This window comes from Pseudomonas sp. QD4 (assembly GCF_049199125.1).
GTDB lineage: Bacteria > Pseudomonadota > Gammaproteobacteria > Pseudomonadales > Pseudomonadaceae > Aquipseudomonas.
The window spans coordinates 1,733,060-1,745,446 of the sequence record NZ_JBLZOM010000002.1 but is presented as its reverse complement, the minus strand read 5'-3'; the positions used below and the strand labels follow the sequence as shown (position 1 = coordinate 1,745,446).

At 63.0% G+C, this 12,387-nt stretch carries 15 protein-coding genes; 8 read left to right on the top strand and 7 right to left on the bottom strand.

Annotated features, from left to right (window positions below; all coding sequences use genetic code 11):
- Nucleotides 1-3: 3 nt before the first annotated feature.
- A complete protein-coding gene (gene cyaY, locus ACOZJV_RS19015) occupies nucleotides 4-336 on the bottom strand; it encodes an iron donor protein CyaY (protein WP_020295978.1) in 333 nt (110 codons plus the stop codon).
- A gap of 239 nt (nucleotides 337-575) precedes the next feature.
- Here cyaY and lptM point away from each other — a divergent pair, with 239 nt between their 5' ends.
- From lptM to ACOZJV_RS18985, 6 genes are read left to right on the top strand one after another with little or no spacing between them, the layout of a single operon-like run.
- Entirely contained in the window at nucleotides 576-734 is a 159-nt protein-coding gene (gene lptM, locus ACOZJV_RS19010) for an LPS translocon maturation chaperone LptM (protein WP_020295979.1), read from the top strand.
- 9 nt (nucleotides 735-743) lie between these two features.
- Nucleotides 744-1,991 carry a diaminopimelate decarboxylase gene (gene lysA, locus ACOZJV_RS19005; protein WP_078470492.1) on the top strand — a complete coding sequence of 416 codons (1,248 nt, stop codon included), beginning with the start codon at nucleotides 744-746 and terminating at the stop codon, nucleotides 1,989-1,991.
- A 3-nt stretch (nucleotides 1,992-1,994) separates the two neighbouring features.
- Entirely contained in the window at nucleotides 1,995-2,825 is an 831-nt protein-coding gene (dapF, locus tag ACOZJV_RS19000; RefSeq protein WP_421548231.1) for a diaminopimelate epimerase, read from the top strand.
- Nucleotides 2,826-2,838: 13 nt separating this feature from the next.
- Nucleotides 2,839-3,564: a DUF484 family protein gene (locus ACOZJV_RS18995; protein ID WP_020295982.1), complete on the top strand. Its 726-nt coding sequence runs from the start codon at nucleotides 2,839-2,841 to the stop codon at nucleotides 3,562-3,564.
- Nucleotides 3,565-3,566: 2 nt separating this feature from the next.
- Entirely contained in the window at nucleotides 3,567-4,466 is a 900-nt protein-coding gene (xerC, locus tag ACOZJV_RS18990) for a tyrosine recombinase XerC (protein ID WP_201128547.1), read from the top strand.
- Nucleotides 4,463-5,158 (top strand): HAD family hydrolase, encoded by a 696-nt coding sequence (locus tag ACOZJV_RS18985; protein ID WP_201128549.1) that lies wholly within the window; start codon nucleotides 4,463-4,465, stop codon nucleotides 5,156-5,158. The genes xerC and ACOZJV_RS18985 overlap by 4 nt, the downstream gene beginning before the upstream one ends.
- 158 nt (nucleotides 5,159-5,316) lie before the next feature.
- Here ACOZJV_RS18985 and sutA read toward each other — a convergent pair whose 3' ends face one another.
- The 4 genes from sutA to glnK all read right to left on the bottom strand — a co-directional run bounded on the left by sutA (nucleotide 5,317) and on the right by glnK (nucleotide 8,089).
- A complete protein-coding gene (gene sutA, locus ACOZJV_RS18980; RefSeq protein WP_020295985.1) occupies nucleotides 5,317-5,640 on the bottom strand; it encodes a transcriptional regulator SutA in 324 nt (107 codons plus the stop codon).
- Between the two features lie 102 nt (nucleotides 5,641-5,742).
- Nucleotides 5,743-6,168, bottom strand: a complete 426-nt coding sequence (locus ACOZJV_RS18975; protein WP_020295986.1) for a secondary thiamine-phosphate synthase enzyme YjbQ — start codon at nucleotides 6,166-6,168, stop codon at nucleotides 5,743-5,745.
- Between the two features lie 210 nt (nucleotides 6,169-6,378).
- Entirely contained in the window at nucleotides 6,379-7,716 is a 1,338-nt protein-coding gene (locus ACOZJV_RS18970; protein WP_078470487.1) for an ammonium transporter, read from the bottom strand.
- A 34-nt stretch (nucleotides 7,717-7,750) separates the two neighbouring features.
- Complete coding sequence (gene glnK / locus ACOZJV_RS18965) at nucleotides 7,751-8,089, bottom strand: P-II family nitrogen regulator (RefSeq protein WP_002555808.1); 339 nt, start codon at nucleotides 8,087-8,089, stop codon at nucleotides 7,751-7,753.
- A gap of 417 nt (nucleotides 8,090-8,506) precedes the next feature.
- Between glnK and ACOZJV_RS18960 the strand changes: the two genes are divergently transcribed.
- Nucleotides 8,507-8,767, top strand: coding sequence for an accessory factor UbiK family protein (locus ACOZJV_RS18960; RefSeq protein WP_078470486.1), 261 nt, complete (start codon nucleotides 8,507-8,509; stop codon nucleotides 8,765-8,767).
- 164 nt (nucleotides 8,768-8,931) lie between these two features.
- The gene (locus ACOZJV_RS18955; protein ID WP_421548230.1) at nucleotides 8,932-10,431 is read left to right on the top strand and encodes a YifB family Mg chelatase-like AAA ATPase; all 1,500 of its coding nucleotides are present in this window, start codon (nucleotides 8,932-8,934) and stop codon (nucleotides 10,429-10,431) included.
- On the opposite strand, the gene ACOZJV_RS18950 is transcribed toward ACOZJV_RS18955, so the two are convergent.
- A complete protein-coding gene (locus ACOZJV_RS18950) occupies nucleotides 10,432-11,646 on the bottom strand; it encodes an aldose 1-epimerase family protein (protein ID WP_078470474.1) in 1,215 nt (404 codons plus the stop codon).
- A 105-nt stretch (nucleotides 11,647-11,751) separates the two neighbouring features.
- Nucleotides 11,752-12,336, bottom strand: a complete 585-nt coding sequence (locus ACOZJV_RS18945) for a TetR/AcrR family transcriptional regulator (protein WP_421548229.1) — start codon at nucleotides 12,334-12,336, stop codon at nucleotides 11,752-11,754.
- Nucleotides 12,337-12,387 lie beyond the last annotated feature (51 nt).

The following is a 12,387-nucleotide window of genomic DNA, read 5'->3' as shown; positions in this document are numbered from 1 at the left end:
GTCTCAGAGCCCTTCGAACTCAAGCTTGATATCTGCCTGCTCTTCGACGATCCGCTCGAGCATTTCGCCCAGCTGCTCTTCGCTCTTGTCGCACATCCAGCGCTCGCTTTCTTCGTCGTAGTCGAAGTGGAACCCACCGGAGCGCGCCGCCAGCCACAGCTGACGCAAAGGCTCCTGGCGACTGAAGATCACCTGGCTGCCGTTTTCGAACTTGACGGTGAGGACACCGGCCGAGCTCTCCAGATCGATGTCCAGGTCACTCTCGTCGAAAATATCCTCCAGCATCTGCTGGGTCGTATCGACCAGGTCGTGGAAACGGGCTTCAGTCAAACTCATTGTGGCAACCTCAAAAAGTGTCTACTCACGCTCAAGCGCCGCAAGATACGGAGGCATCCAGGCGAATGCAAAGGATACCGATCAAGGGCACAAAGGCCATGCAAATTATTTCCGTGCCCGCCCGCCGACACCCGGGCGCCGCGGGCAAAGGCCCGCCGGACGGGAGCCGCGCCGCATAGGCAAGCTGCAAGGTGGCCGGTATACTCGGGCGCAATTAACGCATTCTCAAGGATTTCGCCATGAAGCGCCTGATCTCTTCCCTTGCTGCGCTCGTCGCGGTTGCCTGCCTCGTTACTGCCTGTGGTCAAAAAGGTCCGCTGTATCTCCCCGATGACAGCAAGTCCCCTGAAGAACAAGCGAAGTCGCAATCGCAGTCGCACAAGCACGACTCCTACTAAGGGCAAAACATGGACGCTTTTAACTACCGCGACGGTGAGCTGTTCGCGGAAGGTGTAGCGTTGTCCGCCATTGCCCAACGCTTTGGCACGCCAACCTATGTCTATTCCCGAGCGCATATCGAAGCCCAATACCTCGCGTACGCCGATGCCCTTGCCGGCACGCCGCACCTGGTGTGCTTTGCGGTAAAAGCCAACTCCAACCTTGGTGTTCTGAACGTCCTGGCTCGCCTGGGCGCCGGTTTCGACATTGTTTCCCGTGGCGAGCTGGAACGGGTTCTGGCCGCCGGTGGCAGCGCCGACAAAATCGTCTTCTCCGGTGTCGGCAAAAGCCGCGAAGACATGCGCCGCGCCCTGGAAGTCGGGGTGCACTGCTTCAACGTCGAATCCACCGACGAGCTGGAGCGCCTGCAGGTCGTGGCCGCCGAGCTGGGTGTGCGGGCCCCGGTATCGTTGCGGGTCAACCCGGATGTGGATGCCGGCACCCACCCGTACATATCCACCGGTCTCAAGGAAAACAAGTTCGGCATCGCCATCGCCGACGCCGAAGACGTTTATGTCCGCGCCGCACAACTGCCGAACCTGGAAGTGGTGGGTGTCGACTGCCATATCGGTTCGCAACTGACGACCCTGGCGCCCTTCATCGACGCCCTCGACCGCCTGCTGGACCTGGTAGATCGCCTCGGCGATTGCGGGATCTACCTGCGCCACATCGATCTCGGTGGCGGCCTGGGCGTGCGTTATCGCGATGAAGAACCTCCGCTGGCGGCCGACTACGTCAAGGCCGTGCGCGAGCGTCTCGACGGCCGCGACCTGGCCCTGGTGTTCGAACCCGGACGCTTCATTGTCGCCAACGCCGGGGTCCTGCTGACCCAGGTCGAGTACCTCAAGCACACCGAACACAAAGACTTCGCCATCGTCGATGCCGCCATGAACGACCTGATCCGCCCGGCGCTGTACCAGGCCTGGATGGACGTCACGGCCGTGCGTCCTCGGGATGCCGAGCCACGGACCTACGACATCGTCGGCCCGATCTGCGAGACCGGGGACTTCCTGGCCAAGGAACGCCAGTTGGCGCTGGAAGAAGGCGACCTGCTGGCCGTGCATTCCGCCGGTGCCTACGGTTTCGTCATGAGCTCCAACTACAACACCCGCGGCCGCGCCGCCGAAGTGTTGGTCGATGGTGACCAGGCTGTTGAAGTGCGTCGCCGCGAGACGGTAGCCGAGTTGTTTGCTGGCGAAAGCCTGCTGCCGGAGTAAGCCATGCTGCTGCGTTTTACCAAGATGCACGGCCTGGGCAATGACTTCATGGTTCTCGACCTGGTCAGCCAGCACGCGCACATTCTGCCCAAACACGCCAAGCAATGGGGCGACCGCCACACCGGTGTCGGTTTTGACCAGTTGCTGATTGTCGAAGCACCAAGCAACCCGGATGTGGACTTCCGCTACCGGATCTTCAACTCCGACGGCTCCGAAGTGGAGCAGTGCGGCAACGGTGCCCGCTGCTTCGCGCGCTTTGTCCTGGACAAGCGCCTGACCACCAAGCGCCAGATCCGGGTCGAGACCAAGAGCGGCATCATCGAGCTGGATATACGCAACGACGGGCAGATCAGCGTCAACATGGGCGCCCCGCGCCTGGTTCCGGCCGAGATCCCGTTTGACGCGCCGGCCCAGGCCTTGAGCTACCCACTTGATGTCGACGGCCAACAGATCGAGCTGGCCGCCGTGTCCATGGGCAACCCCCACGCGGTGCTGCGAGTCGACGATATCAACAACGCGCCGGTGCACGAGCTGGGCCCGAAAATCGAACATCACTCGCGCTTTCCGGCCCGGGTCAATGTCGGTTTTCTCCAGGTCATCGACCGCCAGCGCGCGCAGCTGCGGGTCTGGGAACGTGGGGCCGGGGAAACCCAGGCTTGCGGTACCGGAGCTTGCGCAGCCGCAGTGGCCGCGATCAGCCAGGGGTGGATGGATTCGCCGCTATTGATCGACCTGCCAGGCGGGCGCCTGTCCATCGAATGGGCAGGCCCAGGCCAACCGGTGATGATGACCGGCCCGGCAGTACGCGTATACGAAGGACAAGTGCGTCTATGAGTGAGCGAACCCCATGACCGACCAGCCTCAGGTTCCAGCCGAAAAGCCCGACGAATCCCCTTCCGAAAGCCTGGAGGCAGCGGCCATTGCCGCCTACCTTGAGGCTCATCCGGATTTCTTCGTCGAACACGAAGAACTGCTCCCGGCCCTGCGTATTCCCCACCAGCGTGGCGACACCATCTCGCTAGTGGAGCGGCAGATGAAGATCCTGCGCGAACGCAACATCGAGATGCGTCACCGCCTCTCGCAATTGATGGATGTGGCGCGCGACAACGACCGGCTGTTCGAAAAGACCCGCCGCCTGATTCTGGCGCTGATGGATGCCACCAGCCTCGAAGACCTGGTGATGAGTGTCGAAGACAGCCTGCGCCAGGATTTTCAGGTGCCCTTTGTCAGCCTGATCCTGTTTGGCGACAACGCCATGCCGGTGGGTCGCTGGGTCAGTGCCGGCGAGGCCCAGACCGCCATTGGCGGCCTGCTCACCGAGGGCAAGAGCGTCAGCGGCAGCCTGCGCGAGCATGAGCTGGACTTCCTGTTCGGCGAAGAACAGCGCAAGCAGATCGGCTCCACCGCCGTGGTCGCCATTGCCCATCAGGGCGTGCACGGCGTACTGGCCATCGCCAGCCGTGACCCGCAGCACTACAAGAGCTCGGTGGGCACGCTGTTTCTGAGTTATATCGCCGAAGTCCTGGGTCGACTCCTGCCGCGCTTCACCCACTCGCTGCGCTCGGTACGCTGAGCATGGAACGGCAGTTGGACGCCTACTGCGAGCACCTGCGCAGTGAGCGCCAGGTGTCGCCCCATACCCTGGAAGCCTACCGCCGTGACCTGAACAAAGTGCTGGCCCTGTGTGCCAAGCAGCAGGTCGCCAGTTGGGCGACTCTCGACATCCAGGCCCTGCGCAGCATGGTCGCCCGCCTGCATCAGCAGGGACAATCATCCCGCAGCCTGGCGCGCCTGCTGTCGGCGGTGCGCGGCCTCTACCACTATCTGAACCGTGAAGGCCTGTGCAACCACGACCCGGCCAATGGCCTGGCGCCGCCCAAGGGCGAACGCCGCCTGCCCAAGACTTTGGACACCGACCGCGCCCTGCAACTGCTGGACGGCGCCGTGGAGGACGATTTCCTGGCCCATCGCGACCAGGCGATCCTGGAGCTGTTCTACTCCTCGGGCCTGCGCCTGTCGGAGCTGACCGGGCTCAACCTGGACCAACTGGACCTGGCGGACGGCCTGGTCCAGGTGCATGGCAAGGGCAGCAAGACCCGGGTCCTGCCGGTGGGCAAGAAGGCCCGCGAGGCGCTGCAGTTGTGGTTGCCCCTGCGGGCCCTGAGCAATCCGGCGGACGATGCCGTGTTCGTCAGCCAGAAGGGCCGGCGTCTTGGCCCGCGGGCGATCCAGCTACGGGTCAAGGCTGCGGGCGAGCGCGAACTGGGGCAGAACCTGCACCCGCACATGCTGCGACACTCGTTCGCCAGCCATATGCTGGAGTCTTCCCAGGACCTGCGCGCGGTGCAGGAGCTGCTGGGCCACTCGGACATCAAGACCACGCAGATCTACACCCACCTGGATTTCCAGCACCTGGCGTCGGTCTACGACAGCGCCCATCCTCGGGCCAAACGCACCAAAGGCGGTGAGCAATGACCATCAAGCTGATCACCTTCGACCTCGACGACACCCTGTGGGATACCGCGCCGGTGATCGTCAGCGCCGAAGCCACCCTGCGCCAGTGGCTGACCGAACACGCGCCCAACCTGGGCGGTGTGCCGGTGGAGCATCTGTGGGCCATTCGCGAACGGGTGCTGGGCCAGGATCCGAGCCTCAAGCACCGCATCAGCGCCCTGCGCCGCCGCGTGCTGTTTCATGCCCTGGAAGAAGCCGGGTACGACCAGGTCCAGGCCAATCAACTGGCCGATCAGAGCTTTGAGGTATTCCTGCACGCCCGGCACCAGTTGCAGATCTTTCCCGAAGTCGTGCCGACCCTGGAAGCCCTGGCCAACCATTTCGCCCTGGGCGTGGTCACCAACGGCAATGCCGACGTGCGCCGCCTGGGCCTGGCGGACTACTTCACGTTCGCCTTGTGCGCTGAAGACATCGGCATCGCCAAGCCCGATGCGCGCCTGTTCCACGAGGCCCTGCAGCGGGGCGGGGCGACAGCAGACAGCGCCGTACATATCGGCGACCACCCCGGCGACGACATCGCCGGCGCCCAACAGGCAGGCTTGCGGGCCATCTGGTTCAATCCCGGCGGCAAAACCTGGGAGGCCGAGCGCGCACCCGACGCCGAGATCCGCAGCCTGACCGAGCTCCCCGCCCTCCTCGGCCGCTGGAGATAGGGCTAAGCCGCAAGCTCCAAGCTCCAAGCTCCAAGCTCCAAGCTCCAAGCTCCAAGCTGACGGCTTACAGCTTGCCGCTGCCTCTCGCTGCGTCTCTCCACTTTTTTGCGCGCCAAAAAAAACCCGCAGCGACGGCGGGCTTTTTCGGGGCAGGCGCCTTAGATAGGGCGGCTACCGTACTTGTTGTCAGGCTTCTTGGGCGGGTCAGCGACCACATTGGCCTCGACTTCCTGCACTTTACCGCCACGGGCCAGGAACTCTTCCATGGCACGCGCCAGTGCATCACGCTCTTTGTTCTTGGCCTCGACGCTCGGCAGCTCGTCTACCGATACGGCAGCCTTGGCCTTGCCTTTGGCGGTCGGCGCGGGAGCATCGCCACCATCGTCTTCGACCACGTCATCGGCGGCCGCTTCAAGACCTTCTTCGGTTTCGTCTTCGTCGCCTACTTCGAGGTCGTCGTTTTCCAGATCATCGTCGCTCATGTTCTACCTCATGACTTGCGAAAAGCAGATTAGTTATAGCCCAGCTGAGCCGACTGTCGAAGGTCGCTGGAAAAAAATCAACATCCGCTGGTAACCAGCGGCTTATGCCTTATCACCGTGCAAGGTGGCAAGGACTTTACGGGCACCGCCATGATCTCGATGCTCGCCCAGATAAACACCTTGCCAGCTGCCTAGCGCCAAGCGCCCTGCCGATACCGGCAAGCTCAGTTGGCAGCCCAGCAGGCTGGCCTTGAAGTGCGCCGGGAGGTCGTCCGCGCCTTCGTCGTTATGTTCATACCCGGCCATACCTTGCGGCACCAGCCCGTTGAAAAAACGCTCGAAGTCACGTCGAACCGCCGGATCGGCGTTCTCGTTGATGGTCAACGAGGCCGAGGTATGCTGCAGCCACAGATGCAACAGACCGACCCGACAGGCCTTCAACTCAGGCAAGCCGGCGAGCAATTCGTCCGTTACCAGGTGAAAGCCTCGGGGCCTTGCCCGCAGGGTAATCAGAGTCTGTTGCCACATACAGTTCTCCGCACATTCGGCGCGCATTCTAGCGCGCTCTGGGAAAAAACAAAGCGCCTAATACTCGCCCTGCGCTGTAAGCAATTGGCCAGGGAAAAATAGCGACGGCAAACCCCTGGACTCGCCGGGGAAAAAACCTTTCAGCCTTGCGTTAGTGACAAACGCCGGGCAAAAAAATGCCCGGCAAGCCGGGCATTTTTTTTCGCGAACCTACAAGTTGTAGCCGCGCTCGTTGTGTTGCGCCAGGTCGAGGCCGACCGCTTCTTCTTCCTCGGTCACGCGCAGGCCCATGACGGCATCCAGCACCTTGAGAATGATGAAGGTGACGATCGCGGTGTAGATCACCGTGAAGCCCACGCCTTTGCACTGGATCCAGACCTGTGCGGCGATGTCGGTCACGGTGCCGAAGCCACCCAGCGACGGAGCAGCGAACACACCGGTGAGGATCGCGCCGAGGATACCGCCGATACCGTGCACGCCGAAGGCGTCCAGGGAGTCGTCGTAGCCCAGTTTGCGTTTCAGGCTGGTGGCGCAGAAGAAGCACACGACGCCAGCGGCCAGGCCGATCACCAGGGCGCCCATCGGGCCCACGGTGCCAGCGGCTGGAGTGATGGCCACCAGGCCGGCAACCACACCCGAAGCGATACCCAGGGCGCTTGGCTTACCGTGGGTCAGCCACTCGGCGAACATCCAGCCCAGGGCCGCGGCAGCGGTTGCGATCTGAGTCACGAGCATCGCCATGCCGGCGGTGCCGTTGGCGGCGGCAGCGGAGCCGGCGTTGAAGCCGAACCAGCCGACCCACAGCATGGCCGCGCCCATCAGGGTGTAACCCAGGTTGTGCGGAGCCATCGGCGTGGTCGGGAAGCCTTTGCGCTTGCCCAGTACCAGGCAGGCGATCAGGCCAGCCACACCGGCGTTGATGTGCACCACGGTGCCGCCAGCGAAGTCGAGTACGCCCCAGTCCCACATCAGGCCGCCGTTACCGGACCAGACCATGTGCGCGATCGGTGCATAAACCAGGGTGAACCAGACGCCCATGAAGATCAGCATCGCGGAGAACTTCATGCGCTCGGCGAAAGCACCGACGATCAGCGCCGGAGTGATGATCGCGAAGGTCATCTGGAAGGTGATGAACACCGCCTCGGGAAACAGCGCCGCAGGCCCGGTGATGCTGGACGGAGTGACACCGGCAAGGAACGCCTTGCCCATGCCGCCGAAGAACGAGTTGAAGTTGACGACGCCTTGTTCCATGCCCGTGGTATCGAAGGCAATGCTGTAGCCGTAGATGACCCACAGGATGCTGATCAGGCCGGTAATGGCGAAGCACTGCATCAGCACCGACAGAATGTTTTTCGAACGCACCATGCCGCCGTAGAACAGCGCGAGGCCGGGAATGGTCATGAACAGCACCAGGGCCGTCGAGGTGAGCATCCAGGCGGTGTCGCCGGAGTTGAGGACTGGAGCCGCCACTTCGTCTGCCGCCATGGCCAGGCTGGGCATTACGAGGGACAACAGGGCTCCTAGCCCTGCGAATTTACGCAGAGTCATATTGTTTTCTCCTGGGGCGTTGGGGTTTGGCGGCTTAGATTGCGTCGGTATCGGTTTCGCCGGTACGGATGCGAATAGCCTGTTCCAGATTGACCACGAAGATCTTGCCGTCACCGATCTTGCCGGTGTTGGCAGCCTTGGTTATCGCCTCGATAACCCGGTCAAGATCCTTGTCGTCAATGGCGACATCAATCTTCACCTTGGGCAGGAAATCGACCACGTATTCCGCGCCGCGATACAGCTCGGTGTGGCCCTTCTGCCGACCGAAGCCTTTGACCTCAGTAACGGTAATGCCCTGCACGCCGATCTCGGACAGCGACTCGCGCACGTCGTCCAACTTGAACGGCTTGATGATGGCAGTGACTAGCTTCATGAAAACTCTCTCCCGAATTGGTGGACTTGCCCCAGGAAAACAAACCCGACTCAAGTCTAAGCGCAGTGCCTGGCTTTGTAACGCATCGTCGGCCTTCCGCTGCCAGACCGACACCAGCTAACCGCTCCTGACGAAACACTTCCCGCTACGTCTGCCGCACTGCATTCGTCACAGCGACTGCATCAGTGCATGGGTCATCAGCTCCTAAGCAGAAACCTTGCCAGCTCCTGAAAAGCCCCTGATTTCAACCCCTTGCCGACGATCGCCAGTATCAGCTCGCCATCACCGCCGCAGATACGCACAAAAACGGTGCGTCGCCGCGCAGCGCCATGCGCGAAAAACGTGCGTCCCTGCCCTCGTCCGTGCCTGCGAATGCTGCGTGATACACTGCGCGCCATCAGTTTTCAGGACCTTCCCATGCTCGCGCCCAAAGACCTTCTCGACGCCCTGAGCGGCCACGCCTCCCGCCTGTTCAGCGGCGACACCCCGCTGCCTCGCAATGAAATCGAAAGCCAGTTCAAGGCCCTGCTGCAAAGCGGCTTCAGCAAACTGGACCTGGTCAGCCGCGAAGAATTCGACAGCCAAATGGTGGTGCTGGCCCGCACCCGCGCCCGCCTGGAAAGCCTTGAAGCCAAGGTCAGCGAACTCGAAGCCCGGCTCAACCCGCCAACCGAATGACCGGCTGCGCGGGAATCTAGGGCCCGGCCAGGCCCAGGTCAGGGGCGACCACTCACCGGGATGACACATCCTGTGAGCATTGCCCGGCTGCCGCCGGCGCCACGCCAACTATCCTTGTAACGCCCGCCGCAGGACGCGGCATGGGCCTCACCAAGGAAGGGCTCATGTCTCTGGCGATCATCCACAGCCGCGCTCAAGTCGGCGTACAGGCACCGGCGGTCAGCGTCGAAGTGCACCTGGCCAACGGCCTGCCCGCGCTGACCCTGGTGGGGCTACCGGAAGCCGCGGTCAAGGAAAGCAAAGACCGGGTGCGCAGCGCGATCATCAACTCGGGTTTCAACTTTCCGGCACGGCGCATCACCCTCAACCTGGCACCGGCCGACCTGCCAAAGGACGGCGGACGCTTCGATCTGGCGATTGCCCTGGGCATTCTCGCCGCCAGCGTGCAGGTGCCCAGCCTGGCGCTGGATGAAGTCGAATGCCTGGGTGAGCTGGCGTTATCCGGCGCCGTGCGCGCGGTGCGCGGCGTGCTTCCGGCGGCCCTGGCCGCGCGCAGCGCCGGACGCACGCTGGTGGTACCGCGGGCGAATGCCGAAGAAGCCTGCCTGGCATCGGGCCTGAAAGTGATCGCGGTCGACCATCTGCTGGAGGCGGTGGCGCATTTCAATGGCCATGCGCCGATCGAGCCGTTTGTTTCCAATGGTTTGCTGCAAGCGGACCGCCCTTACCCCGACCTGAATGAAGTCCAGGGCCAGCTGGCGGCCAAAAGGGCGCTGCTGGTGGCGGCGGCAGGTGCCCATAACCTGCTGTTCAGCGGCCCGCCAGGCACCGGCAAGACCCTGCTTGCCAGCCGCTTGCCCGGCCTGCTGCCGCCATTGCAGGAACAGGAGGCACTGGAAGTGGCGGCGATTCAGTCGGTCGCCAGCCACATCCCCTTGTGCCACTGGCCACAACGACCGTTTCGCCAGCCACACCACTCCGCGTCCGGGCCGGCACTGGTGGGTGGAGGCTCGAAACCGCAACCCGGAGAAATCACCCTGGCCCATCACGGGGTGCTGTTTCTCGATGAGCTGCCGGAATTCGACCGCAAGGTGTTGGAGGTGCTGCGAGAACCGCTGGAATCGGGCGAAATCGTGATCGCCCGCGCCCGGGATCGGGTGCATTTTCCGGCGCGCTTCCAGCTGGTGGCGGCGATGAACCCCTGCCCCTGCGGCTACCTGGGCGAACCCAGCGGCCGCTGTCGCTGTACCCCGGAGCAGATCCAGCGCTATCGCAACAAGCTCTCGGGCCCGCTGCTCGACCGAATCGACCTGCACCTGACCGTCGCCCGGGAAACCACCGCCTTGAACCCCACCCCGCAGCCCGGGGCAGACACTGCCCACGCCGCCGCCTTGGTGGCACAGGCCCGGGAATGCCAGCAGCAACGCCAAGGTTGCGCCAACGCCTTTCTCGATTTGCCGAAGCTGCGCGCGCATTGCAGGTTATCCACAGCCGACGAGCATTGGCTGGAGAACGCCTGCGAACGTTTGACCCTGTCGCTGCGCGCCGCGCATCGCCTGCTCAATGTCGCCCGGACCCTGGCCGACCTCGAGCAACGCGAACAGATCAGTCGCGAGCACCTGGCGGAAGCACTGCAATACCGCCCCAGCGCCAGCAGTGTCTGATCACTCCTTGGACAGGTCGACCAGGGGCGTTGGCCGCACTTCAGTCTGGCGTCCGTCCTGGATTTGGGTGATCCGGGCCAGGGACTTATCCACAGCCGGCTTGTCCGCCAGCAGGCTGTAGCGAATCTGGAACTGCCGCTGCTCCTTGGCGCCGATGGTCGGCACCAGGTTCAGCGGGCGCTGGTAGCGACGGTTGTAGGAGAAGCTGGTGCCCGGCTCCAGGCCGGTGACATAACCCTGGCCCTGGGTGTCGGTATTTTTCCACAGCGAGAACACTGGCAACTGTTGCGTGTTGAAGCCCAGGGAGACGCCAAGGTTGCCGGCCTTGTTGTGCAGCACGGCCAGGGTCTCGCCCTTGGCATCGGCATAAGGCACCACGTTGTAGACGGTTTCGTCGTAGTCGCGGGTTGGGCCGCGATAAGTCTGCCACTGCCCCAGGTCCGCCTTGGCCTTGTCGTTGAACGGCGAGACCTGCTTCACCGGTGCGGCAAAACGTGCGCCCTCTTCAAGGAACGGTGTGCTGAAGTTGCTGTGGTACAGCGCCTGGTATTCCTTCGGGTAATCGCCGTTGTTGGTCAGGGTGTCGTTGAGGGCAAAGCTCACGCTGCCGGGTTCAGTCAGCAGTTCGGTGACCACCGTGAAGTCGACCTTCTTGAACGCCTGCTCCTTGAGCTCGCCACGCAGGCTGATGGCATAGGGCGGCTTTTCGTCGATGTGCAGGGTGACTCTGTTCGCCGGAATATTCGCCGCCCGGCCATGCAGGGTCAGCAGCTCGCCGTTATCCATCCCCGGATGGCCGACCCATTCGTAGCCGCAGCGGGTGACCAGCTCGTTGAAGCCTTCGAGCCAACCCAGGCCACCGCGGCCGTTGAGCTCGATAAAGGCCGGATTGACCACTTCCTTGACCGGAGAATCCCACCCCAGGCGCACCGAGCCTACGGAAGCCTGAAGGACGTTCATGCCACGGGTGGGGACGACCGAGAGTTTCATCGCGCCGTTATCGATGTCGACAATGCTCACCCCTTCCTGGCGCCCGCCGTGCAGGGTGCGCAGGGTGACAGAGAAGGGTTTGTCGATTTTGAGCCCCAGCTGTTGGCTGGTGATGTGCAGGTTTTGCGCGGCCTTGTCGGTGTCGAGCAGTACATAGTCCCAGGCCATGGCGTGGGAGGCGGCCGTCAGCGCGCCCAGGGTGACAAACAGTTTAAGCGGAGTCATGGAAGTTGCCTTTCTTGGAGTTGTGCAATTTTTATAGCGCTGAAGAAACGTTTCAGCAAGCATAAAAAACGGCATCAGGCAGACAAGATCAGGCGAACCCCAGCATCAGTCGACTAGTCGGATCTTCAGCACCAGCCGCGCCACCTCCATGACTTCGTCCAAAGCCGCTGCCGCCGCCGCATGCGAGGGCTGCAACAACAGGTCATCGGCATAGCCCATGGTCAGGGCGAACAATTGGCGCGCTGCGCGTTCGGCGTTCTGGCAGCAAAACACTTGATCGGCCACTCCCTGCTCGATGATGTGCGCCAGCATCGCCTGCCATTCGCCGTTGATCTTCAGGTACGCCTCGGCCATGGGCGCGTCGTGCATGGCCTCGTCCCAGGCGTCCAGCCAGAGCGCCCAGCCGGCGTCCGCCGAGTCGGGCAGGCAGTCGCGCAGGAAGCCTTGCAGCGCTTCCAGCGGCGCGGCACCAGCCAGGGATTGGCGCGCAGTTTCAAGCTGCTCGTCGGCAAAGCGCACGAAGGCCTCACGGCGCAGTTCATTCCAGTCGCTGAAGTAGTGGTAGACGTGGCTGCGGGACAAACCGGCGTGTTCTGCCAGATCCCGGGTGGACACATCGGCGAAACCCTTGCTGCGAAACAGCTCCAGGGCGGCGGCGATGATCTGGTCTTTACGGTCGATACGCGACATGGGGCTTGCCTCCGGACGCCGCTGGATGGACGGCGCTTGCTTTTTGAGCGA